This window comes from Pseudomonas sp. B6002, from assembly GCF_013385985.1.
GTDB lineage: Bacteria > Pseudomonadota > Gammaproteobacteria > Pseudomonadales > Pseudomonadaceae > Aquipseudomonas.
The window spans coordinates 24,728-48,900 of the sequence record NZ_JACAOY010000037.1 but is presented as its reverse complement, the minus strand read 5'-3'; the positions used below and the strand labels follow the sequence as shown (position 1 = coordinate 48,900).

The following is a 24,173-nucleotide window of genomic DNA, read 5'->3' as shown; positions in this document are numbered from 1 at the left end:
GGTTAAGGCCGCGCGCCGTCTAGGAGTGATTTGCCCGGCACCACGCTCTTGACCTGCGGCAGGCGTGCCGGAAACAACCGGCGAGCTTCCAGCACATTGATGCCCACCATCAGCCAGAACAGCGCCACCATCACCACGGCAAAACTGAAGTAGTGGTCGAACAACCCACTGACCAGCGCCGACAGAATCCCTGCGGTACTGCCCAGCCACAGCGCATTGTCCTTGGTCAGGCGGATCGGGCCTTTTTCAGGGCGCGCTTCACGCCACCAACGCACGGTCACCGCGACAAAAAACAGCATGCCGGCGATGCCGGTCTTGTAGATGAAGTTCAGCCAGAGGTTGGAGATCCCCAAAAAGTGCGTGCCGGGCACCGGAGGGTCGACCTTGAAGCCAATCCCGAACGGATACGCCGCCATGGCTTCGGGGAACATGCGGTACTCGTCAAAACGCACTTCGGTACTGGCGTTGCTCGAGGAGAAAATCGTCGCCAGCCGGTCCTGTAACGGCGGGTACGCCATCACCAGCGCCACAGTCAGCGCCGCGCCGATCATCAACAAACGCCCGGTGTAAGGCACACGTCGCGTGGCCATCCACATCAGCACCAAGGCCAGGCTGACCATCGCGCCACGGCTACTGGCCAACAGCAAGGCGGCGGCACCGAGGCACGCCACGCCCAGGCCCAGCGCGCGCTTCCAGCCCTGTTCGGTCATGCCGAAGCAGAACGCCAGCGGCAGCAGCAACGCCATGATCCCGCCGATGGCGTTCGGGTGCATCCACGGCGAGCCCATGCGCGATGACATCGCTTCAAGGCCGAATTTGAGCATGTCGAAGTTGCCGTAGTTGAACACCGCCAGGATCGGCGCAATGCCCGCCCCTGAGCGCGTGCGCACGAACACGGCGATCGACAGCACCAGCATCGCCAGGGAACCCAGCAACAGGGCGATCACCAACGATTCGCGCTGTTTGTGCTCCGTCAGCAACTTCGCGCAGAGGAATACCGCCGACAGGCTCAGCAGCCAACGCAGCCAGTTGGCCACGCCGCTGGTGTCGGCGTGGATGGTTACTTGGCCGACGATGAACGGGAACACACTGAACAGCATCAGCCACAGCAGCATCTGGTCGGTGGGACGGCGAGTGAGGCTCGGCGTGTCGGGCAGGCGCGCCAGGAAGTTGTGCCACAGCACCGCGCCCCAGGTCAGGGCCAGGATCGCCTCGCTGACCGTACTGCGAATGCCCAGGTTAACGGTGGAATACGGCATGAACGTGGCCACCCCGGCAAACAACAACAGACCCCACAACGGAAAGCGCAGGATGGTCATCGCTGCCGCCAGGCCGATCACCGCCAGGAACGCCTTGGCCGGTGACAGCGCCAGGGCGAGGCCGCCAAACAGCAGGCCGAACAGGATCGCGACGAGGCTTGCCAGAGATAGTCTCACTTCAATTCCTCGATCAGTTCGGCCAGGCGCCGACGGTACGCCTGGCGGTTGAAACGTTCGGCCCATTGGCGTCGTTGCTCGGGCGACTCTTCATCAGGCCTCTCGCACACATCCACCATCAGTTGCACCAGGGCCGGGCCGTCGGTGGGCGAAAAGCGCGGTGCCGACGGTGGGGTGATTTCATCCAGTGACGTGCCACTGGCCACCGCCACCGGCGTGCCGACACTGAGGGCTTCGATCACCGGCAAGCCAAAACCTTCGGCGTAGGAGGGCTGCCACAGGCGTGAGGCCTGGCGGTAGAGCGCGTGCAGCTCGGCGTCCGACACACCGCTCAAGGCGCGAATGCCTGACAGGCTACGCTGGGCTTCAGGCAAATGGTCGAGGCTGCCCACCAGCACCAACTCCGGTACGGCCGGCGATTGGCGACGCGCCTGCTGCCAGGCGTCCACCAGGAACGGTACGTTCTTGCGCAATTCACGGGTGCCCACCAGCAACCAATAGCGTTCGGGCAGTTGGCGCGCGCTGAGGTCGGCCGCCAATTCGACAAAACCATCGACCTGATTGGGCAGCACACGAATCTTGCCGGCCGCCTTGGGAAACAGCCGCGCGGTTTCATCGGCGCTGTACTGCGAGGGCGTCCATACCCGGTCGGCGCTGTGCACCGCGTAGGCAATCGACAGGCGATCGCTGGTCTTGTAGATCAACGCCTTCAAGCGGTTGGCGTGGTAGTTGTTCAAGGTGATCTGGAACAGGTCATGCAACAGCACCACCGTGCGCAAGCCTTTGGGCTTGGGCGGCAACGGCAGGCCCATGTTGAAGGTGCTGATGTACAAGTCGATGTGCTGCTCGCGCAACGCACGCGGCAGAAAGCCTGCCTCGAAACGCAGGCGATTGTGCGGTTGGTGCATGGCGGTCTTCGCGCAGCCCCAGGCCGGGCAATGGGCCTGCAAACGGGTTTCATCGCCCAGGGGCGCCACGGTGAACCGCGCCAGCTCGATCTCTGGCAGCGCACGCAGGGCATCCTCCAGGGCGTACACCTGTCGGCTGATCCCCGATTGCGGCGACGTGCCGACGGTGCGGTAATCCAGGCCTACACGCATGCGGGCTCCTTTTGCTCGAGCGGCGACAGGCTGGCGTACACCTGTTCCAGCTGGCTGGCCGCCACACTCCAGTCATGGGCCCGGCGCACATAGGCGCGCCCGGCTTCGCCCATGGGCGCGGCGGCGTCGGGAAATTGCAGCAGGCGCACTACCGAATCCGCGAGGCTGGTGGCGCTCTGGCCGCCGAGGTAGTCCAGGCCTTCGACCAGGTCCAGGCCGGACACGCCTTGGTCGGTACTCGCCAGCGGCAGGCCGGCGGCCAGGGCTTCCAGCACTTTCAATTTGGAACCGCCGCCATGGCGCAACGGGGCCAGGAACACCGAGCAGCTCGATTGCAGGTTCAGTAGGTTCGGTACAAAACCTTGCCACTCAATGCGCGGGTCCTTCCAGCGTTCGCGCCAGCTGCCCGGCATGCCGAAACCACACACGCTCATGCGCGCCTCCGGGCAGCGCTCCCAGACCTTGGGCAGGATCTCGTCCAGGGCCCATTCGATGGCGTCCACGTTAGGCGCATATTCATAGTTGCCCAGGAACAACACGCGGCGCGTCGACGAGTCGGGACGGGCTGCGGCGAAGTGGTCGCAATCCACGCCATTGACCACCACCGGCACCGGCTTGCCGGCGATCTTTTCCAGCACCTGGGCGTCGGTGTCTGTCACTGCCACCACCTGCGCCGCCTGACGCATCACCCGGCGTTCCCAGCGGGTATAGCGCCATTGATCGTAGCGAATGAACGGCAACGCCCAGCCTGGCAAACGGTCATAGGTGGCGGCGCCGAGGGCCGACTCCACGTTGTGTTCGGTCAGCACGAATGGCTGGGATTTGCGCAGCAGCGTGTCTTCATAAGGCTGGAAGGTGTAGCTGTGTTCGATCTGCACCACGTCCCAATGCTCGTTGAGCAACTGGTTGAAGGTGTCCTGCAAGGGGCCCGACAAACCGTTCACGCTGGCCAGCAGCGGGTAGGGCGCAAACAACCCGGCCACCAGGGTCTTGAAGCTGCGCAGTGGGCGGCGCGGCAGGATGATCAGTTGTTCGAGAAACGCTTCCAGCACCTGGCGGTCGGTGAGCGACACCGGATGTTTGTCATGCAGCAGCAAGGTGATCCGATGCCCACGGGCGGCCAGGCTGCGCAGCAGGTGGAACTGGCGCGTCTTGCCACCGCTGGTGGCGGGCCAGGGCGAGTAGGGCAGGATCCATAAAATGCGCATGACGGGCTTCAATCCCATAACAGAATTTGCAGGTTCGACTTGACTGGTACAGTCAGGCCGTTGGTGCCACTCACCGGGGTTTGCGTGCCGCGCAACGGGTCGTAGAGGGTGGCGCTGGTCAGGTTGGGCAAGTGCGCGCTGCCGCCTTCGGCCGACCAGAAGAACCACAGCTTGTGCCCATCGGCGCGGGTCCAGCCAATGCTGAACAGGCCGTCGGGCAAGCTGTCGGCGGTGGGTGGGTCGCCGGGGGTGAGTTGCGGGCCACTCACATCGAGGAAGTTCTTCAGCGCGGTGTAGGCCGGCTTGGGGTTCGCGTCGATATCCAGCAAGCCGTAATACTGATCACGCACGCTGGCGCGCTGGTCGAGGTCGCTGAGGGTGAACAGGAAGATCTTGTCGTAATCCATCGCACTCATCAGCGCCACGCGCCGTACGATGTAGTCGGCCTGGCCCTGCTGGGTGATCAGGTCCTGGGCGTCCTTGGGCCCCGGGTAGGTCGACCAGCCCCATTCAGTGCTCCACAGGGTTTGCACGCCGCCATTGCGCAACGCCTGGTTGAGTGTGGTGGTCTTGCTGATGAAGTCCAGGTTGGACGGGTCGTTGCCTTCGGGCAGTTGGGTGTAGGGGTGATACGAGATGATGGTATTCAGGCTCGCCACACCGAGCGCGCCGAGGGCGCTGAGCATCGTCTGGCCGTTGGGCATCTCGCTGAAAAACGCCATGCCGGCCGCCACCACCGGTTTGTTTGCGTCCACGGCGCGCAAGGCGGCTGCGGTGGCGGTCAGCAGCGCGGCGTAACCGGCCGGGTCGGCCACCGGGCGCCAGAAGCCGAGGAGGTTGGGCTCGTTCCATACCTGCCAGGCATTCACGCTGGGGTAGCGCTGGGACAGCAACGCCATCCGGTTGGCAAACAGGTTCGGATCCTTGGGCGGGTACTGGTCCTGATAGGGCGCACCCACCGGCGCGGTGGTGGCGAAGGGCGCCGAGCCCACCAGGTAGAACACCGACTTGAGCTGGTTGGTTTGCAGGTTGCCCACCAGTTGGTCCAGCGTGGCGATCTGGTACTGGCCCTGCGCAGGTTCCAGCTGATCCCAATGCAGGTCCAGGCGCACCCACTCCAGGCCCAGCGCCTTGAGACGGTCGATCTGCTTCTGGTAGAGCGTGGGGCTGAACCACAGGAACTGCGCGTTCACCCCCAGGAAGTCTTTCCATACCACCACCTTGCTGCCCTTGAGCACATGGTTCTCGGCGTCGGCCTGGCGCCCCCACAGGAAGGCGGTCAGGCCCAGGGCGGCGATGACGGCAAGGGTGGCCAGGTAGGTGCGTTTACGCGCCATAGGGAACTCCCGCAATCGCTTGCTCGAACAGCTGCTTGAACTTTTGCGCGGTCAGGGGCCACAGGCGTTCGCGGCCGATTTCCCCGGCGCGTTCCGCCCAGTCCCGAGCCAGCAACGGCGTGCGTGCCAGGCGCAACAACTGCTCGCTCAATGCCGCCACATCGCCCTCGGGGAAGATCGCACCGTTGCCGCTTGCCACCTCTTCGGCAAACGCGCGGGCGTTGGAGGTGATCGCGCCGCGCCCGCAGGCGGTGGCCCAGGACAACGCGCCACTGGTGCCACGCTGGCGGCCCAGCAGGCCGAGCTTTTTCGATTCACGGTACGGCAGCACCATCACATGGTGCGCCTGGATCGTCTGGGCAATCTCATCGGCCGGCAGGTTCAAACGCCAGTCGATCACACCCGTCAGGCCCAATTCGGCGATCTGGCTGTTCAGCTGCTCCAGGTAGTTGCCGCCCGCGCCAAACGCCATTTCAGGGGCGGTGCCCCCGGCCAGGGTCAGGCGCACACGGTCACGCAATTCGGGGGCGCTCTTGAAGACGTCGGCCAATGCCTGCAACAGGTCTTCAATGCCTTTGCCACGGTAGATAAAACCAAAATACAGCAGGTGCAAGGTGTCCAGCGAGGGCAGCGGTGCCGGAGGAATGGCCAGGTTGGCGTGGTTGATCACCGCCACCTTGCCAGCTGGCAGTTGCATGCGTTCGCTCAGGCAATCGGCGCCCAGGCGAGTGAGGGTGATCAGCCGCGTGAGGCCTTTGGCGACCAGGCGCTCTTCGCGCAACGTCAGCGGGTCGGCCAGCACCACCGCTGCCTGGGGCAGCGGGCTGGGCAGACGTTCCAGCAGGTTCAGCGGGAAGGGCAGGTGTTCGCGCCGCCACACCATGCGCTCCGGGTCATGCACCGTGGCCGTCAACGGCAGGCTAGGGTAGGCCTTGCGCAGTTCGCGCAGCGCCAGGAACTCGCCGAGCCGCCCGCCGCCTAGCTCGGCGTGGACCAGGTCCACGCTCTGCCAGTCGAACCCGTCGATGGCGCGCTTGATCGCCTCGGTGCTGCCTTCGACGCCCGTCAACGGTGTCGCCACCGTCACGCCCACTTGCTCCAGGGCCGCCTTGAAATGGTTCGCGTAATCGGCGATCCCGTTTTTTTCCGGCGGCAGAGGGGCGAGCAGGGCGATGCGCATCAGAACGCCCCCCGGTACTTGGCGATGGTCCGAAGTACCTTGGCCGGTACTTCGAATTTGCGACGGTTGATGATGATGCCGTCCACCTTGCCGAACGCGGTGTTGAGGATCGACAGCGCATGTTCCACCACCGGCACCGTGCTCTTCTGGGCTTCCACCACCAGGCCGATCAGGTCGGCGCGGCGCAGGTTGATAAACGCTTCGCGGTTGTCCAGTAACGCTGAAGCATCCAGCAGCACCACCTCACCCGGTTCGGCCGGCGCCGAGCCGCCAACACGCACATTGATGCCGTTCTCTTGCAGCAACAGGCGCAGTTGCTCGACCACGAAGGTCACGCCTTCGCCGTGGCGTGCCGAGGTCAGCCCGAGAGTCAGGCCATGGTCGGCAATGCGATCAGGCTGCAGCAGGCTGTACAGCCGGTAGATGCTGGCGTTGAACGCGTTGGTACTCTGCGCGGTGCTGGTGTCCAGTTCCGGCAGGGTGGTCCACAGCGGCAGGCCGAACTTGCGTTCCACCAGGCCACCGTCGTGAATACGCTGGTCCAGCAGGTAGCACAGGTAGATCACCAGCAGCCCGACGACGATGGCAAACGGGATCGCCAACACCAGCATCACCAGGGTTTTCGGGAAGATGCGGCCCGGGTTCAGGGTGGCTTCTTCGATCACGGCGATGTTGCTGATCTGGCTGTTGTCCAGCTCACGGTCGATGCGCGATTTTTCCAGGTTGTCCACGTACAGCGCGTAGTTGCGCTCGGTGGTGTTCAGCTCGCGCGAGAGGCGGGCCAGTTCCGGTTCAATCTCCAGCGCCTCCTTGCGTTGCGATTCCAGGTTAACCAGCTGTTTCTGTTGTTGAACCAACTGGGTGCGCAGCGCCAGGTTGTTGCTGGTTTCATCCAGCAGCACGCGCTGCAAGTGGATTTCCAGGGTGTTCGGCGCACGGTTTTCCGAGCTCTGCACGGTGTTGCTTTCACTGGCAACCTGCACCCGCATGGCCTGGATCGACGCATCCAGGGCTTTGACCGGCGGCGCGTTATCCGTGTAGGTGCGCATCATGTCGGCCTTTTCCAGCAACTTCTGGTTGAGCAGGCGACGCAAGTCCTGCTGTTGCGGGTTGAGGGCGATCTGGCGAACCGTGGTCACTTCCTTGGGCTGGCCCTTGAGCTGCTCGCGGGTGCTGGCGATGGCGCTGTCGGAGGAGGCGATCAATCGTGTGGTGTTGAAGGTTTCGCCGCGCAGCACGTTGATGCGCTCGGACAGGTCTTCCAGGCGGTCGGTGATGCTCGCCGCGCCGATCTCATTGAGGTGCGTGAGGATCTGCTGCTTGTAGCTCTTGATCTCGTTGGCGCTGGTGTTCACCTGGCCTTCATAGAACGCGTACAGGCTCTTGCGGCCCAAGGCCTCGGTGCGTTCGGCGATGTAGGTTTCGACCCAGTTCTTGACCACGGCCTGGGCGATTTCCGGGTCGCCCCACTTGAAGCTGATGTCCATCACCGTGGAGCCTGCGGCGTGGCTGACCTCGAAGTTCTTCTCAAGGCTGGCGGCCAGGCGTTCCACGGGCGTAGTCTTCTCGACGATGCCGACGGTTTCCAGCACCACGCGCAAGCCATCGAACACGCCACCGATACCGGCCTTGACGTAGTACTTGGTGCGCTTCCAGAAGCCCTCAGGTGGTGGGGCGTTTTCGATGATTTCCAGGTAGTGCTCGGCCACTGCGCGCACGATCGGGCGCCCAGTCAGCAGGCGCTCTTCGTCGACAATCGGGTCACGCTGGGTGCTGGGCATGACCAGCGCCTGGCGGTTGCTGATCTCGATCGGCAAGGTCGAGTCACGGCCTGGCTTGACCAGCAGGCGCGCAGTGGATTCGTACTTGGCCGGCAGCAGGAACGCCCCCAGCAAGATGATCACCAGCGCGGCAATCGCCGCCAGTTTGAACTCGTGCCGGAAGATGAAGAACAAGCGCAGAAGATCACGAAAAGAACGGATCTCGATCATGGGATGTCGCTCCTTTAGTTATTGCCGCCGCTGGTTCGGGTGTAGTTGTAGCCGACCCCGATGGACTTGGTGAATGGGATCAGTTGGTTCAAGTAGGTATCCACTCCCTGGATGCGTTCGCCCACATTGGATTTAGGCACGAACACCACGTCGCCCCGTTGCAGGCGTACTGGTTTGCGCCCGTTGGGGCCGGGCCTGAGGTACTGGCTGAAGTCCAGGAAATAGGCGTGGTAGGCGCCCTGGGCATCCTCGCGCAGCAAGGCGACCATGCTGGCATCGCCCGCAGGGTTCACCCCACCGGCGCCAATGATGGCCTGCTCCAGGGTGTTGGCCGTGCCGATCTGCACCGCCGTCGGGTTGTTCACCGCGCCGCCGACGATCACCGAGTTACCCGGTGCCTGGTTGATGTTCACCGTCACCCGCGGTTCGCGGTAGACCGGGGCGAGCTTGTTGCTCAGCTCCGCCGCCAGCTCCGAAGGCTGGCGCCCGGCCACCTGGATCGGCCCCAGGAACGGGTAGTTGATCTTGCCGTCGGTTTGCACCGTGTACAGCGTCAGCTCGTAGATGGTGCTGACGTTGAATGCCGACAGCGTCGGCATCTCCCCGGCATCACGCACGATGCGCAGCTGGTCGCCGACGCGGATGCGTTCCACGGCCTGGGGCAGTTGTGCCAACTGTTCAAGGGCGCGCTTGCCGTCCTCGACGGCCTGGCCATCCGGCCGGACGATGCGCGCAGGGGTATTGCAGGCGGCCAAGGCAATCATGGCCAGGACGAGCAGGGTTCGTTTCATCAATTGGGACTTCCTGTTGGTCATGATGCTCACCTCCAATAACCGGGGAACATGCTGATGCGCCGCTTGAGGGCGAGGGGGAGCCGGCGTTCCAGGTGGCCCAGCCGGTAGCCGAGCAACTTGAACGCGCTGCGCACCAGTACTTCGGGTACGCGGTGCAATGCACCGGCTGCGCGTAACGCCGCGAGCTCAGCCAGTACATAGCGTTTACCTTCACCGCCCGCGTCGCCAAAGGCCTGGCGGATCCATGGCTCGCGACCGTAGAAAACGCCAATGTCGAAGTAGCGGTGAAACTCATCCATGAGTCGGTAATCGTGGGAGTGGTACACCCGCGCCGAAGCGGCGTAGCGCACCTTGTAGCCTTCGAGCAGCATGCGTGCGGCCACGTAGGCGTCTTCGCTGCCGATCACATCGACAGGAAAACCACCCACCGACTGCAAGGCGCTGCGCCGGTACACCGAAAACGAGTCAGAGCTGAAGCAGGTCTTGATCCCCAGTTCCGGCGCATCTTCCAGGCTTTTGCTGCGGCTCTGGTCCGGGTAGTTGAAGTGCCGCGATTGCGCGCCCAGCACCCCGGCACCCGGGTGCGGCAGCTGACGGCCGTAGGCCACGCCGTTGAGCGGGTCTTGCTGCAGTTCGTCGAGCAGGTTGGCGAAGGTGTCGGGGTCGGCCGGGATCGCATCCTGGGTCATCACGATCAAGGCCTCGCCATCGACCTGCTCGCTGGCCCAGCGCCGCGTGCCGCCATGGTTGAAATCACGGGCGTCGATCACTTCGACCCGCGCGCCAAACTCGCGAAAGCGCGCCACGGTGTCATCGCTGGAGGCGCTGTCGACCACCAGCATCTCGTCCGGTTGCAGGCGCTGCATGTGCAGCGCAGGCAGCAGTCGCGCCAGGTGGCTGGACGCGTTGCGGGTCGGGATGATCAACGAGGTGCGCATATTATTTTTTCACGTCGAGGGGCGCGCGCCCGTAGATGTCGTCGAAGCGCACAATGTCGTCTTCACCCAGGTATTCGCCGCTCTGCACCTCGATCATCACCAGGTCGATGATGCCCGGGTTGGTCAGACGGTGTTTGTGCCCAGCGGGGATGTAGGTGGACTCGTTGGCGTTGATCAAAAATTCGCGCTCGCCGTTGGTGATCTGCGCCGCGCCGCTGACCACCACCCAGTGTTCGCTGCGGTGATGGTGCATCTGCAGCGACAACGACGCCTGAGGCTTGACCACGATGCGCTTGATCTTGAAGCGGCTGCTTTCCTCCAGCACGGTGTAGGTGCCCCACGGCCGGGTGACGGTGCGGTGCAGGCTGAACGCCGGGTGGTTCTGGCGCTTGAGCTCGGCCACGATGTAACGCACATCCTGGCTGCGGTTGGCATCGGCGATGAGCAGGGCGTCAGGGGTGTCGACGATGATCAGGTCACGCACACCGACGGCGCCGAGTACGCGCTTGGGCGAGTCGATGTAGCAGTTGTGCACATCATGCAAAATCGCCTCGCCATTGACCTGGTTGCCATGGGCGTCGCTCGGGGTGAGCTGGCGCAGGGCTTCCCAGGAACCAATGTCGCTCCAGCCGATGTCGCACGGCACTACCGCCACTTGTTTGGATTTTTCCATCAGTGCCACGTCGATGGAGACGTCCGGTGCGCTGCCAAAGGCTTCGGCCTCCAGCTCACGCTGGCGCGAGGTCTTGCTCTGCAGGCTCTGACTGTGTTCCAGCGCGGCTCTTGCGGCACTGAGCACGTCCGGCGCATGGGTGGCCAGTTCATCCACCAGCGTACTGGCCTTGAAGCAGAACATGCCGGCGTTCCACAGGTGCTTGCCGCCGTCGAGGTAAGCTTGGGCGGTGGCCAGGTCGGGCTTTTCGACAAAGCGCTTGACCCGGTTGCCGGTGCCCAGCGCTTCGCCTTTTTCGATGTAGCCAAATCCGGTTTCCGGGTGGTCAGGCTGGATGCCGAAGGTCACCAGGTAGCCAGCCTCGGCGAGGTCGCGGGCCTGGGTCACGGCGTGGGCGAACGCCACTTCATTGAGGATCAGGTGGTCGGCGGGCATCACCAGCAGCTGGGCCTGGTCGCCGAAATGCTCCTGCACGTGCAACGCCGCGACCGCGATGGCCGCCGCGGTGTTGCGGCCGAACGGCTCCAGCAACAGGTCCAGGGGCAGGTGGGCCTTGTTCACCCCACGGTAGTCATCCAGGGTGCGAAACAGCAGGTCGCGGTTGGTCACCGTGAGCACGCTTTCCACGCCGGGCAACTTGGCGGCGCGCTGGAAAGTCTTTTGCAGCAGGCTCTGGCCGTCGCGCATGCGCATGAACGGCTTGGGCATGTTCTGCCGGGACACCGGCCACAGCCGAGTCCCCGAACCACCGGAAATAATGCAGGGAATCAATCCGTTGAGGGTATTCATCAATAGACCTCCTTGGTGGACAGGACGGCGGGGACCGTCATGAAGACGATGTACAAGTCAAACCACACCGACCACTTGGAGATGTACTCCAGGTCGTACTCGACACGTTTCTGGATCTTGAACAGGGTATCGGTCTCGCCCCGGTAGCCGTTGATCTGCGCCCAGCCGGTGATGCCCGGCTTAACCCGATGCCGCGAGCTGTACTCGCTCACCGCCACTTCAAACGGAATGCCGGCGGCCTTGGTCGCCGTGGCATGGGGGCGCGGGCCGACCATGGACATGTTGCCCAGCAGCACGTTGAACAGCTGCGGCAGCTCGTCGATGCTGGTCTTGCGGATGATGCGGCCCACGCGGGTGATGCGCGGGTCTTGGCGGGTGGTCTGCTGCTCGGCGGTGAAGTCGCTCTGGTCGGTGAACATCGAGCGGAATTTGAACACGCGGATCTCGTTGTCGTTGTAGCCATAACGGTTCTGGCGGAACAGCACCGGGCCTTTGGAGTCGAGCTTGATCGCGATCGCCGTCGCCAGCATCACCGGGGACAGCGCCACCAGTGCCAGGCTGGCCAGCAGCAAGTCTTCACAACGCTTGATAAACGGCGACCAACCCCGCAGCGGCAACTGCGAGGTGTTGAACATCAGGATGCCGCCCACGTCGGTGATACGGCTGTGGCCGTAGCGCAGGGCGGCCATGTCGGGTACCAGCATCACGTTGACCGACATCTGCCGCAGGCGGTTGACCAGCCCATGGATGCGCTGTTCGGCGGCCCAGGGCAGGCAGATCATCACCTGGTTGACCTCTTCGGAGCGGATCAGCTTTTCCAGGTCGCGGGTGTTGCCCAGCAACGGCAGGTTGCTCAGCTCCTTGGGAATGCGTTCGGTGCGGTCATCGATAAAGCCGATCAGGCCGGAGCGGATATCGCCGTTGCGTTGCAGGTGGTCGGCGACGTGCACGGCGGTGTCGGTGAAACCCAGGATCACCGTGCGTTGCAGGTATTTGCCCTTGCGCATCAGGTTGCGGTACAGGCGCAGCATCACCAGGCGTTCAACGCAGAGCAAACCCAGGCTGGCGAAGTACCAGGCGGCCAGGTTATGGGGGTTGAGTTGCGGGAACATCTGCAGGATCTGGTACATGAACAGCAGGATGCAAAACGCCGCCGTCCAGGCCACCACTTTGGTGCGCAGGCGCAGGCGATTGCTGAACAGCTCTTCGGAATAGATGCCCATGGCCTGGAACATAATGATGGTCATGACCGCGAAAAACAGCAGCAGACCGAGGAAATGAGGGCGCATTTCGGGGTCCATCGGGTCGAGGAAATACACCAGGACCAGCGGTGGCAAGATGGCCGTCAGGCCATGGATCAATTTGACAAAAACAACAAAGAACTCAACAAAACCGGCGCGCGTCAAAAACAGGCTATCGACTGACGACTTTTCTCGCATAAAACATCCCTCATTGCACTCCAGGCTCTCTGTTCGGCTGTTTGTTCAATAAGGCAGCGAACTGCTTTAGAGCGCGAGTCGAACTACGGCTACTCTGGGTAAAACGCAACTACTCCATCCTGGACGGAGGAAACCTGCGGGGTAGTGACTTAAGGAGTGTTCCTTTTTATTGCTCAGTCAACGAATTGACGATGGTGCGGAGGTGGCGTGCTAGACGCATTAATTAATCTTTTTTGCGGCATTTTATTGACTTTCCTTGTCCGGACACTCGGTGATGGGGTGTGATTTTGAGTGTAGGAACAAATGTGAGAATTTTCCTGTTTAACCGGAAAACCTTTTTCGAATAGACGTAGGAAAGGGGGACAAAGAAGGGGTGGCAGGGCGCACTAAGTGCCCTGCCACTGGGGCTTTCGCGGGATCAGAAGTTGCCTTTTAAACTCACGGTGAAATTACGCGGTTCACCGTAGAAGTTGCCCCAGGAAGCGGTGCCCACGGTTTGGTAATAATTTTTATCGAACAGATTGTTGCCATTCAACGCCAAGGTCCAAGTGTCGTCCACACGGTAGGCCAATCGTGCACTCCATATGGCGTAGCCGGGCTGTTCGAGCTTGATGCCCTGCAAGCGGTAATTGCTGCTCTGGGCATTGACCCCGGTGCCGACACTCCATTTCGACAGGGCGCCATCAAGCTGATAGTCGCCCCACATCCGCAGCATGTGCCGTGGCACGTAGCTGTTGGACACACCGCCTTCCACGGCGCTGTCGATGGTCTTCAGCGATTTGGTCTGGGTGTAGGTGTAGCCACCGGAAACCTGCAGGCGATCGAGCAATTCGCCACTGACCTCGGCCTCGACGCCCTGCGCACGTACTTTGCCTTTATCGGTGTAGCAAAAGCCGTCGGCCGAACTGCCGCATTGGGTGGTGTAGTCGGTTTCGGCGCCGTTTTTCTCGACGGCACGGAACAGCGCCAGGGAGCTGTTGAGACGCCCATCGAACCATTCGCCCTTGATGCCCAGCTCATAGTTGTCACCGATCTTCGGCTTGAGCGCCGCGCCATCGACCGTGGCATAGGAGCTTTGCGGCTGGAAGATATCCGCGTAGCTGGCGTACACCGAAAGGTGTTCGTTGAGGTCGTAGATCACCGCTCCGAACGGGGTGACCTCACCGGTTTCCCGGGTGCGCGCATCCTGCACGGCCCACTCGCCCCAGGCCAGGTTATTGGACTGGCGCCGGTTCTCGTACCAGCTCACGCGGCTGCCGAGGATCACCATCAGCGGTTCGGCCAGGCGCAGGCGCAAGGTGGCGTAGGTACCGTATTGGGTGGCGGTTTCCTTAACCGTGCCGCCGCGGTACATGTTGGGCCAGAACGTGTCGTTGGCCGGTTCCGGGAAGTGGTGATCGGGCTGGTAGATGCTCTGGCGGGTGGGCAGGTTCTGGATCGCGTACACATCGTCCTGGGTGCCTCGGCTGCCGTTGGCGCCGATGATCAACTCGTGCTCGAGGCCAAAGGCTTCGAACTTGCCATCCACATAGGCATCGAGGCCGAAATCCCGGTGGTCGTAATCCATCAATGCCGCATACGAGTTGGCGGTAGGGACCGGGTTGCCGTAGGCGATCGTGCCTTCGCTGGCGGCATACTTGGTGTCTTGCAGGTTGCGGCTGTGCACCGCAGCGACTTTGATTTTCCAGTCATCGTTGAAGTGATGGGTGAGGTCGGCGAAGAACGTGGCGCGCCGGCTTTGCCAGTCGTTCCAGGCCTGGCCCAGGCAGGTGGAGCGGCTCAGGTGGGCGCTCTTGCCGTCGCTGTAGCGGGGCAGGCCGCCCCAGCAGGGTGTGGCGTCGACATCTTCATAGCTGGCGCCCAGGCCCAGGGTAGTGTCGGGGGTGAGGTCCATGTCCAGGGCGCCGTAGAAGGCCTGGTCCTGGCGCTTGTGGATGTCCATATAAGAGCCGCGATTCTGTTGGCTCACCGCCGCGCGGCCGCGCACGGTACCGCTTTCATTGAGCGGGCCACCGGTGTCGACGTCGGCGCGATAGTTGTCCCAGGTGCCAGCCGACAGGGACAGGCTGGTGGTGGGTTTTGCCTGGGGGCGCTTGCGCACGAAGTTCACCGCGCCACTGGCGGTGCCTGCACCCTTGAGCATGCCGGCTGCGCCCTTGAGCACTTCGACCCGGTCATAGATGGCCATGTTGGCGGTGAAACTGTCGGCTTGGACGTAGTCCTTGCCGATGTCCAGTGGCACGCCGTCGTACTGGTATTGGCCGAGCATCTTGAAACCGCGGGAGTAGAAATATTTCCCTCCCATGGGCGATTCATAAGTGGTGATACCCGGGGTGCGCTCCATCACGTCGTCGATGGTGGTGACGTTTTGGTCGTCCATCAACTGGCGGGTCATCACACTCACCGACTGCGGTGTTTCCCGCAGGCTGTGTTCGCCTTTGCCGATGGTGACGGCGCCCGTGGTGTAGGAACCGGTGCCGTCAGTAAGGGCGCCCAAGCGGTCGCCGGTCACGGTGGTGGCCCCCAGGTTCAAGGCGCCGGATTCGGCCAGTTGCGGCAACAACAGCCAGGTGGTGCTGCCTTGGCGCTGGGCTTGCAACCCCTGGCCGCGCAGCAGTTGGCCCAAGGCCTGTTCGCGGTCGAAGCTGCCGTCGAGGCCCTGGCTGGTTTTACCAGCAACGCTGGTGGCGTCATACGACAGGCTGATGCCGGCCTGGCGGGCAAACTGGTCAAGGGCGCTGGCCAAGGGGCCGGGGGCAATGTGCCAATCGCGCGCCTGGTTATCCGTGGCCGAGGCCTGGGCCATTACGGTCGGGGGCAGGGCGCAGGCGCCCAGGCAGGCGCCGAGCAAGGCGGCCTGCACGGCGCGCTTGAGAGGGGAACGTGGGGAGGGGAACGCTTGCATGACCGCGGGGTGCTCCTGAAAGAAGGGGATGGAACCGGCCTGTTAATCGGCCTTTCCTTACAGGTCGAACGGCAATGCGAATTCACCTCATTTATTTTTTGGACATTAAACCCGGGGTGTAACGGTGACCCAGAAACGGCTGCGATAGTTGAGGCTCACCGGCAGCGATTGCGCCACCAGTGTCAGCACTTGGTCGGTGTCCGCCAGTTGGTAGGTGCCCGACACCCGCAACCCGGCGACCGCCTCACTACAGCGCACCAAGCCGTTGCGGTAGCGGGCCAGTTCGGTGAGGAAGTCGTCCAGGCGCATGTTGTGTGCGCTGATCACGCCATCGCTCCAGGCCCAAGGGTCCAGGCCGTTGGCGAGGGGGGCGTAGAGGCCGTTCGGGTTGAACAGGATGTGTTCGCCTGGTTTGAGTAGTTGGCGGGCATGGGGGCTGTTGCTGTGGGCGTACACCGCCACCTCGCCCTGTTGCACGGCGAGCAGGGTGCCTTTGGATTCCTCGCGCACCAGGAAGCGACTGCTGAGGGCGCGCAGGTATCCGTCGCGTGTCTGGACCCAGAACGGTCGGCTATCGGTGCCGGTGTGTACCAGCACCTCGCCCTGGCGCAGGTGTACCTGTCGCCGTTGCGCGTTGAACGTCGTGTCGATGGCCGTGGCGCTGTTGAGCAGGATATTGCTGCCATCACTTAATGCTACCCAGCGTTGCTCGCCGGTTGCGGTGCGATGGTCGGCCATCAGGGCGGGCAGGGGCGTGTAGTCGCGACCGAACCACGCCAGCCCCGTCGCACCGGTAAACAGGCCCAGCAGCTTCAGGCCCTCGCGGCGGCTGATGCGTTGGCGTGCGCCATCGAGGGTGTGCCGACCAAGCTGCGCGGGCAGACGGCTGAAATCATCATTCATTGTCGCCACGCGTTGCCACACCCGCTGGTGTTCGACGCTGGTTTGCAGCCATTGTTCGAATGCGGCGGTGCTGGCGTCATCGGCAATGTTGAAGCGCAGCGTGATCATCCACTGGATAGCCTGGTCTACCAGGCGCGGGTCAGCATTCGGCATAGCGCAACCGATAGCAAGCGTGCAGTGCCTTGGACAAGTCACGTTCCACCGTCGCCCTGGACACGCCCAGGCGCAGGGAGATTTGCGCGCAGGTCAGGCCGTCCAGTTGCGCCAGCAAAAACGCTTCGCGCACCCGTGGCTTGAGCTGGTCGAGCAGGCGGTCGATGCGCTCCAGGCTGTCGAGGATCAGCAACCGGGTTTCTTCCGAGGGCACCTCGACTTCCGGGAAGTGGGCGAGGCTCTCGAGGTAGGCACGTTCCAGCTCGCGACGACGATACTGATCGATCATCAGGCTGCGCGCGATGCTGCTCAGGTAGGCGCGCGGCTGCTGCAACGTCTGTTGTTTGCGTGCGTTAAGCAGGCGCACGAAGGTTTCCTGGGCCAGGTCGGCGGCGTGTTCACGGCAGCCGGTGCGACGACTCAACCATCCGCGCAGCCAGGTGTGGTGGGTATGGTAGAGCTGGCCGATGGCGGCATGATCCAGAGGGTGGTCGCTCGACATGGAGGTCCTGGCACAACAGGCTTAATTGATAATGTTTCGCATTCTAAGCGTGACTTATGGCAATGAGCAATCAGCGACGAACAATGTATCCAGCACAATTTTTTGTTTGCCCCACGTGTGCGGATTAATCTCCGGGGTTTCCCGGTGGAGGGCTTGAGCATGATCGACCTGGCGACCCTGGCGGTGTTTTCCGGTGCTGTCTTGTTGTTGCTGTTATCGCCGGGGCCGAACATGGCCTTTGTGATCAGCCACGGTGTTTCCCACGGCTGGCGCGGTGGCATGGCCGCGGCCCTGGGCATCAGCGTGGCCGACCTGCTGCTGACGGCGTTGACCGCCACGGGCGTGACGGCGCTGGTGGCAAGTTGGCCGCCGTCCTTTGATCTGATCCGGTATGCGGGAGTGGTCTACTTGCTGTGGCTGGTGTTCAAGACCTTGCAGAAAAGCCCTGCGCTGGGCACGGACCCGGTTAACCGTGTGCCACTTGGGCGGGTGTTTATGCACGCCACGCTCAACAGCCTGCTCAACCCGAAGGCGTTGTTGTTTTTTGTGGTGTTCCTGCCGCAGTTCGTGCAACCGCAGGCGGGGCCCATTGCCCTGCAATTGATGATGCTCGGTGGCGTGTTGACGTTGATTGCCACGGTGTTTCACAGCGTGCTGGGCATGTTCGGGGGCGCGTTGAGCCGGTTCTTTTCCAGCCGGTCCCAAAGCGCCTGGCTGCAGAAATGGGGGCTGGCGACCGTGCTGATGGTGCTCGCGGCGCGATTGGCGTTGATGTCCCGCCCAACCTGACAGCACAAAATCTGGCCGCCGCGACACCCCTGTAGGAGCCGGCTTGCCGGCGATCGCGGTATATCAGTTTCAGAGAGGCTCGCTGACGTTACGCCATCGCCGGCAAGCCGGCTCCTACAGGTGTTGTCAGCCCAGACGCGCGGCGGCCCGTGCGACGATTTCACCACGGGTCTTGCGCGATTCGGCGGTGCGTTTGCGTGCTTCTTCCAGCACATGCTTGGGCGCGGTCTCCGGGCTGCCCGAATCGAACGGCGGCGCCGGTGCGTATTCAATCTGCAATTGCACCAGTTGCGCGGCCGCTTCGCTGTACAGCTCGGCCGCCAGGGTCAGGGCAAAATCGATTCCGGCGGTGATGCCGCCACCGGTCAACAGGTTGCCGTCACGTACCACACGCGCCTGCACCGGGATCGCGCCGAGCGGGGCGAGCAGGTCGTGGTAAGCCCAATGAGTGGTGGCTTTGCGACCGCGCAGCAGACCCGCCGCGCCCAGCACCAGCGAACCGGTGCACACTGAGGTCACGTAGCGCGCGGTCTGTGCCTGGGCCTTGAGGAAGTCCAGGGTGTGCGGGTCTTCCATCAACGCACCCACGCCGGACCCCCCCGGCACGCAGATCACATCCAGGTTCGGGCACTCGGCATAGGTCATTGTCGGGGTGAACACCAACCCGGTGCTGGACGTGACCGGCGCCAGGTCCTTCCACACCAGATGCAGCTTTACGTCGGGCAATGAGCCGAGCACGTCATACGGGCCGGTGAGGTCGAGTTGCTGAATACCGGGAAACAACAGAAAGCCGATCTGCAGGGTCATGAATGAAGCTCCGATAAAGGGGTGGACGGCTTTACTGTAGAGGCCTAGGCTTTGGCGAATACGCCATTGAACCCACAAATCACGCCAATCATGCCGCGACTCATCCACGTACTCGCTTTCGACAATGCCCAGGTGCTCGACGTAACCGGGCCCCTGCAAGTGTTCGCCTCCACGAACGACCTGGCCCGCCAGCGCGGCTTGCCGTTGCCCTATGCGGTGTCGGTGATCGCCGCTCAGTCGGAACCGGTGAAAACCTCGGCTGGCCTTGCCCTGGTGGCCGAGCCGCTACCCGCCGTCGACCAGCCTTGTGACACCCTGGTGATCGCCGGTGGCTGGGGCGTGTACGGCGCTGCCGAAGACCCGGCGCTGGTCGACTGGGTACGCGAAAAGGCCCGGCATACCCGGCGCATGGCGTCGGTGTGTACCGGTGCGTTCCTGCTGGCGGCCAGTGGTTTGCTCGACGGCTGCCGCGTGGCCACCCACTGGACGCGCTGCGAAGAACTGGCGCGCAAGTTTCCGTTGCTGACGGTGGAGTCCAACCCGATCTTTATCCGGCAAGGCGCCATCTGGACGTCAGCCGGTGTTACCGCAGGCATCGACCTGTGCCTGGCCCTGGTGGAAGAGGACATGGGACGCGCCATCGCCCTGGAAGTGGCGCGGCACCTAGTGGTGTTTCTCAAGCGTCCGGGGGGCCAATCGCAGTTCAGCGTGGCGCTGTCCCTGCAAAAGGGCGACAGCCGTTTTGCCCAGCTGCACGCCTGGATGGCGGAAAACCTCACCCTCGACCTCAACATCGCCACCCTGGCCGCCCAGGCGGGCATGAGTGAGCGCAGCTTTGTGCGCCACTACCGCGCCGAGACCGGCCAGACCCCGGCACGGGCCGTCGAGCTGATCCGCGTGGAAACTGCACGCCAGCAATTGGCGGACAGCAGCGCCTCGATCAAACGCATCGCCGTGCAGTGCGGTTTCGGCTGTGAAGAAACCCTGCGCCGCAGCTTTCTGCGGGCCTTGTCGGTGACGCCCCAGGCTTACCGCGAACGTTTTTCTCCCGTGTCGTAGGCGCGTAATGCCTGCAGCGCTTCAAGGGTGATCTGTGGCGCTTCCTGGAACACATTGTGGCCAACGCCCGGCAGCACCTGGCGGCGATAAAAGCTGGTGAAGTGGTCCACGTCGTCATCTTCCACCGGCGCCGGGCCCACGCCATCGTCGGCGCCGCACAAGGAAATGCTCGGCACCGTAATCGGCGGTTTCAGCGCCAGGGCTTGTTCAATGGGCTCCAAGGCCGGGTCGCCCGGGGCGTACATGAAACGGTGGCGGTACGAATGAATCACCACCTCGACAAAATCCGGGTTATCGAACGACGGCGCCGTCTTGGCATACAACCCCGGGCCCTCGGCCCAGGTCGGCGACCACAAGCGCCACAACAGCTCACACAACTCGCGGCGGTTGGCGGTCAAGCCGTCCACGCCACGCTGGGTATGAAAGTAGTACTGGTACCACAGCCGATGCTCCGTCTCCGGCGCCCTGGGCTTGAGTGATTTGGCGATGTCCTGAATGTTGTAGCCATCCCCGGTCACCAGCGCGCGCACCCGCTGCGGCCACAGCGCCGCGACGATGCACGCCGCACGCCCACCCCAGTCAAAGCCGACAAGGGTGGCCTGGGGGATCGACAGTGCATCCATGAAATCCAGCAAGTCCGTGGCCAGCGCCGCCTGTTGCCCGGAGCGCATGACCTGCTCACTGACAAACCGCGTCGGGCCATACCCGCGCAAATACGGCACCAGCACCCGGTAGCCACGCTCGGCCAGCACCGGCGCGATCTCGTCATACCCGCGCGGGTCATAGGGGAAGCCATGCAACAGGATCACCGGCTCGCCATTGGCGGGGCCGTGGGTCTCATACCCCACATTGAGCATCGGGGTGCGGACATAAAGCCGCGAAGCAGTTGGACTCATGGTGGGCTCGAACGCAGTAGCCGAAGGTGTACAGACTTTAGCCCAAACCAATGACGGCGCGTGGTGCGGTTTAAGGCAGGGGGGTTACTTGTCTAGGCTGAGGTCGGCGCTTTCCAATACGTGTTTGAAGTGATGCCGCCACAAATCCACCCCCAATTTTCCCGACCGATCCAGCGACGACCCCACCGTCAAATCACTGATCAACGTCGGCTGCAACCCGGCATCAAACAACGCAAAACCCGCCGCCAGCACACAGGTGTCGGTCTGGATGCCACACACCAACACACGTTCAGGCGCCAGGCTTTTGAGGTAGGCGATCGTCTCGGGCGTGGGTGCATAGCCGTGCTTGATGAAGATGCGATCCGCCTCAATCAGGCTGTGGTCGTCCGGTGCGGGCTGCCAGCCCAGTTGGCGGGCGAAGGGGGTGATGCTTTCGTCGTGACGTTCCACGGTGGCCACCGACGGCAAGTGGCCGAGCAGGGCGTTGATGCCGTCGATTAGCCACGCGGGCGGATTGAAGGACGGTTGCACGTCGATGATCAGCAGTACCTGGCGCATTGCAGCTCCTTAGGGCGGCCCGAGGGGCTGCCCATTGTGCACAGGCCGCCTCAGGGTTGCCAGGTGGTCTTCTCCCCGCTGAGTTTGCGGTCCAGAAAGGTCGCCGCGCTGATCAATGCCAAATGGCTCAAGGCCTGGGGCGTGTTGCCCAGGTGCCGGGCCTGGCTGTCGAACTCTTCGGCGTACAAGCCCAAGGGGTTGGCGTAGCGCAGCAACTGCTCGAACTCCAGGTGAGCCTTTTCTACTTGCCCGGCGCGGGCCAGGCATTCGACGTACCAGAACGAGCAGGCGGCAAACGCGCCTTCGGTGCCTTGCAGGCCGTCGATCTGGCTGTCGTCGTTGCGGTAGCGGTAGACCATGCCGTCGCGCACCAGGCTTTTCTGGATCGCTTCCAGTGTGCTCAACCAACGCGGGTCGGTGGCTGCGACAAAGCGCACCAACGGCATCAGCAACATCGAACCGTCGAGCGCCGTGCTGCCGATGTGCTGCACGAAGTGGCCGCGTTCTTCATTCCAGAAATTGCTCCAAATGTCGGCATAGATGGCTTGGCGCGTTTCATCCCAGCGGGCGAAAGGGGCGGGCAGCGAGCGTTTGGACGCCAGGCGGATCGCACGGTCCAGCGCCACCCAGCACATCAGCCGCGAGTGCAGGAAGTGATGCTGTTCGCCGCGCATTTCCCAGATGCCCACGTCCTGTGTGTTCCAGATCTCGCAGACCTGGTCGGCGACTTCCACCGTGTGTTTCCAGCCCTGGTGGGAGATGGCTTCGCCGTACTTGTTGACCAGGTACACCGCGTCCATCAGCTCGCCGTAGATATCGAGTTGGATCTGGTCGAACGCCTCATTGCCGATGCGCACCGGCTGGGCGCCGCCGTGGCCACTCAGGTGCGAAAGCGTGGCTTCGGGTAGCTCCTGGCGACCGTCGATGCCGTAGAGGATGTTGATTTTGGTCGGCTGGCCGCAGCAGTCGCTGACCCGGCCCTTGAGCCAGCGCATATAGGCGTTGGCTTCTTCGACAAAGCCCAGGCGCATGAACGCATACACCGTGAATGAGGCGTCGCGGATCCAGGTGTAGCGGTAGTCCCAATTGCGCTCGCCGCCGGGCGTCTCGGGCAGGCCGAACGTGGCGGCGGCGATGATCGCGCCGTGCTTGCGCGAGGTCAGCAGCTTGAGCGCCAGGGCCGAGCGGTTGACCATTTCACGCCAACGCCCACGGTAGTTGGATTGGGCGATCCAGCCGCGCCAGAACTTCAAGGTGTGCGCCAGGGCGAGGTCGGTGCAGCGGCTGTCGACGCGTTCGTCGTCTTCACCGCCGAGCACAAATTCGGCGCCTTCGTCCTGAGCCAAGGTGAAGGTGGCGACGGCTGCACCGTCGTGGATCTGCAGCGGCTGGCTGCTGGCGAGGAGGAGGCCGGGTTGGCCGTCGGCGCTGAACAGCACCTTGGCGTCCACGGCGCTGGCCCGGGTGGACGTGCGCGCATAGTTATGGCGTACGGCGCAGCGCAGGTGGATCGTCGCCTTGCCGCTGACCACCCGCACCCGCCGAACCAGCAGCGGCAGGTCGTCGATGTCCTCACTGATCACCAGCAAGTCGGTGATTTCCACCACGGCTGCATCGCTGAGCCAACGGGTTTGCAGCACGTTGGTATCGGGCAGGTAGATCTGCTCGCGGCGGGCGTTGGGCAGGTCGGGGGTGAGTTGGAAGGCACCGGCCTGGGGCGTGTCCAGCAGCGAACAGAAGATCGACGGGCTGTCGAACTCCGGCCAGCAGAAAAAATCGATGCTGCCCTTGTCGTTGACCAGCGCGGCACTGCGCATGTCGCCGATGATGCCGTGGGCATCGATGGCACTCTGAGGTTCGTTGTTGAAATCAACCATTGCCACGGAACTCCGGATACAGGCTCATGCCGCCATCGATGAACAGGGTGCTGCCCACCACATAATCAGAAGCATCGCTGGCCAGCCAGACCACCGCGTTGGCGACGTCTTCGACATCGCCCACACGACCGTAGGGGATCAGCTTGAGCAGTTCTTTTTCGGCGGCGCCTTCGGTGGCGGCACGGTTGATTGGGGTACGGATCGCCCCGGGCGCAATGCCGTTGATGCGGATACGTTGTTCGCTGACTTCCTGGGCGAGGGTGCGCATCAACATTTCCACGCCGCCTTTGGACGCCGCGTAATTCACATGCCCGGCCCAGGGGATCACCTGGTGCACCGAACTCATGTGAATGATCTTGCCAGCCGCCCGCGACACACCGTCACGCACACCCTGGCGATTGAAGATACGCACGGCGGCGCGGGCACACAGGAACTGGCCGGTGAGGTTGACGCCGATCACGGTGTTCCAGTCGTCGAGCGTCATGTCGACCAGATTGGCGTCTTTCTGCAGGCCGGAATTGGCCACCAGAATATCCAAATGGCCGAAGGCATCGAGGGTTTGAGCGAACAGGCGTTCGACGTCGGCCTCTTTGGACACGTCGCCGCCGATGGCGATTGCACGCCCGCCGCTGGCGTTGATCTGCGCTGCCAGGGCTTCTGCCGGCGCCGCCTGAGAGTTGTAATTGAGCACCACCGCCGCACCGGCTTCGGCCAGGGCCTTGGCCGCGCCTGCGCCGATGCCGGAACTGGCGCCGGTGACCAGGGCCACTTGTTGCTGCAACGAAATCTGCATCGCCCACCCACCGTTTTATGAGAGTCCTTTCAGCTGACTGGTGCGG

The 24,173-nt window shown here is 63.1% G+C and carries 20 protein-coding genes; 2 read left to right on the top strand and 18 right to left on the bottom strand.

From position 1 onward, the window contains the following. Nucleotides 1-2: 2 nt before the first annotated feature. The 13 genes from HX792_RS29455 to HX792_RS29395 all read right to left on the bottom strand — a co-directional run bounded on the left by HX792_RS29455 (nucleotide 3) and on the right by HX792_RS29395 (nucleotide 17,348). Nucleotides 3-1,436 carry an O-antigen ligase family protein gene (locus HX792_RS29455; protein WP_176999346.1) on the bottom strand — a complete coding sequence of 478 codons (1,434 nt, stop codon included), beginning with the start codon at nucleotides 1,434-1,436 and terminating at the stop codon, nucleotides 3-5. Then, complete coding sequence (locus HX792_RS29450; RefSeq protein WP_176999345.1) at nucleotides 1,433-2,536, bottom strand: glycosyltransferase family 1 protein; 1,104 nt, start codon at nucleotides 2,534-2,536, stop codon at nucleotides 1,433-1,435. The genes HX792_RS29455 and HX792_RS29450 overlap by 4 nt, the downstream gene beginning before the upstream one ends. Beyond that, complete coding sequence (locus HX792_RS29445) at nucleotides 2,527-3,744, bottom strand: glycosyltransferase family 4 protein (RefSeq protein WP_176999344.1); 1,218 nt, start codon at nucleotides 3,742-3,744, stop codon at nucleotides 2,527-2,529. The genes HX792_RS29450 and HX792_RS29445 overlap by 10 nt, the downstream gene beginning before the upstream one ends. 8 nt (nucleotides 3,745-3,752) lie before the next feature. After that, nucleotides 3,753-5,081 (bottom strand): cellulase family glycosylhydrolase, encoded by a 1,329-nt coding sequence (locus HX792_RS29440; protein ID WP_176999343.1) that lies wholly within the window; start codon nucleotides 5,079-5,081, stop codon nucleotides 3,753-3,755. Next, complete coding sequence (locus tag HX792_RS29435) at nucleotides 5,071-6,261, bottom strand: glycosyltransferase (protein ID WP_176999342.1); 1,191 nt, start codon at nucleotides 6,259-6,261, stop codon at nucleotides 5,071-5,073. Before HX792_RS29435 ends, HX792_RS29440 begins: the two co-directional genes overlap by 11 nt. Then, entirely contained in the window at nucleotides 6,261-8,252 is a 1,992-nt protein-coding gene (locus HX792_RS29430; RefSeq protein ID WP_176999341.1) for an exopolysaccharide transport family protein, read from the bottom strand. The genes HX792_RS29435 and HX792_RS29430 overlap by 1 nt, the downstream gene beginning before the upstream one ends. A 14-nt stretch (nucleotides 8,253-8,266) precedes the next feature. Then, nucleotides 8,267-9,043: a polysaccharide biosynthesis/export family protein gene (locus tag HX792_RS29425; RefSeq protein WP_176999340.1), complete on the bottom strand. Its 777-nt coding sequence runs from the start codon at nucleotides 9,041-9,043 to the stop codon at nucleotides 8,267-8,269. 29 nt (nucleotides 9,044-9,072) lie between these two features. After that, nucleotides 9,073-9,984 (bottom strand): glycosyltransferase family 2 protein, encoded by a 912-nt coding sequence (locus HX792_RS29420; protein ID WP_176999339.1) that lies wholly within the window; start codon nucleotides 9,982-9,984, stop codon nucleotides 9,073-9,075. Between the two features lies 1 nt (nucleotide 9,985). Beyond that, nucleotides 9,986-11,446 carry a mannose-1-phosphate guanylyltransferase/mannose-6-phosphate isomerase gene (locus HX792_RS29415; RefSeq protein ID WP_176999338.1) on the bottom strand — a complete coding sequence of 487 codons (1,461 nt, stop codon included), beginning with the start codon at nucleotides 11,444-11,446 and terminating at the stop codon, nucleotides 9,986-9,988. After that, entirely contained in the window at nucleotides 11,446-12,885 is a 1,440-nt protein-coding gene (locus HX792_RS29410; RefSeq protein WP_176999337.1) for an undecaprenyl-phosphate glucose phosphotransferase, read from the bottom strand. The genes HX792_RS29415 and HX792_RS29410 overlap by 1 nt, the downstream gene beginning before the upstream one ends. 418 nt (nucleotides 12,886-13,303) lie before the next feature. Next, nucleotides 13,304-15,790: a TonB-dependent receptor gene (locus tag HX792_RS29405; protein WP_176999336.1), complete on the bottom strand. Its 2,487-nt coding sequence runs from the start codon at nucleotides 15,788-15,790 to the stop codon at nucleotides 13,304-13,306. A gap of 105 nt (nucleotides 15,791-15,895) precedes the next feature. Continuing rightward, nucleotides 15,896-16,846, bottom strand: coding sequence for a FecR domain-containing protein (locus tag HX792_RS29400; RefSeq protein WP_176999335.1), 951 nt, complete (start codon nucleotides 16,844-16,846; stop codon nucleotides 15,896-15,898). Then, entirely contained in the window at nucleotides 16,833-17,348 is a 516-nt protein-coding gene (locus HX792_RS29395; RefSeq protein ID WP_176999334.1) for a sigma-70 family RNA polymerase sigma factor, read from the bottom strand. Before HX792_RS29395 ends, HX792_RS29400 begins: the two co-directional genes overlap by 14 nt. Before the next feature lie 159 nt (nucleotides 17,349-17,507). Here HX792_RS29395 and HX792_RS29390 point away from each other — a divergent pair, with 159 nt between their 5' ends. Beyond that, a complete protein-coding gene (locus HX792_RS29390; RefSeq protein WP_176999333.1) occupies nucleotides 17,508-18,137 on the top strand; it encodes a LysE family translocator in 630 nt (209 codons plus the stop codon). 126 nt (nucleotides 18,138-18,263) lie between these two features. Here HX792_RS29390 and inhA read toward each other — a convergent pair whose 3' ends face one another. Continuing rightward, nucleotides 18,264-18,944: an isonitrile hydratase gene (gene inhA / locus HX792_RS29385; protein ID WP_176999332.1), complete on the bottom strand. Its 681-nt coding sequence runs from the start codon at nucleotides 18,942-18,944 to the stop codon at nucleotides 18,264-18,266. 90 nt (nucleotides 18,945-19,034) lie between these two features. Between inhA and HX792_RS29380 the strand changes: the two genes are divergently transcribed. After that, the gene (locus HX792_RS29380) at nucleotides 19,035-20,003 is read left to right on the top strand and encodes a GlxA family transcriptional regulator (RefSeq protein WP_176999331.1); all 969 of its coding nucleotides are present in this window, start codon (nucleotides 19,035-19,037) and stop codon (nucleotides 20,001-20,003) included. Here HX792_RS29380 and HX792_RS29375 read toward each other — a convergent pair. From HX792_RS29375 to HX792_RS29360, 4 genes are all read right to left on the bottom strand, one after another. After that, nucleotides 19,973-20,899 carry an alpha/beta fold hydrolase gene (locus HX792_RS29375; RefSeq protein ID WP_176999330.1) on the bottom strand — a complete coding sequence of 309 codons (927 nt, stop codon included), beginning with the start codon at nucleotides 20,897-20,899 and terminating at the stop codon, nucleotides 19,973-19,975. The two genes, HX792_RS29380 and HX792_RS29375, sit on opposite strands and share 31 nt — an antisense overlap. 84 nt (nucleotides 20,900-20,983) lie before the next feature. Then, nucleotides 20,984-21,457 (bottom strand): isochorismatase family protein, encoded by a 474-nt coding sequence (locus HX792_RS29370; protein ID WP_176999329.1) that lies wholly within the window; start codon nucleotides 21,455-21,457, stop codon nucleotides 20,984-20,986. Between the two features lie 50 nt (nucleotides 21,458-21,507). Continuing rightward, nucleotides 21,508-23,334: a glycoside hydrolase family 15 protein gene (locus tag HX792_RS29365; RefSeq protein WP_176999328.1), complete on the bottom strand. Its 1,827-nt coding sequence runs from the start codon at nucleotides 23,332-23,334 to the stop codon at nucleotides 21,508-21,510. Continuing rightward, nucleotides 23,327-24,127, bottom strand: a complete 801-nt coding sequence (locus tag HX792_RS29360) for a glucose 1-dehydrogenase (RefSeq protein WP_176999327.1) — start codon at nucleotides 24,125-24,127, stop codon at nucleotides 23,327-23,329. Before HX792_RS29360 ends, HX792_RS29365 begins: the two co-directional genes overlap by 8 nt. Nucleotides 24,128-24,173: the final 46 nt, after the last annotated feature.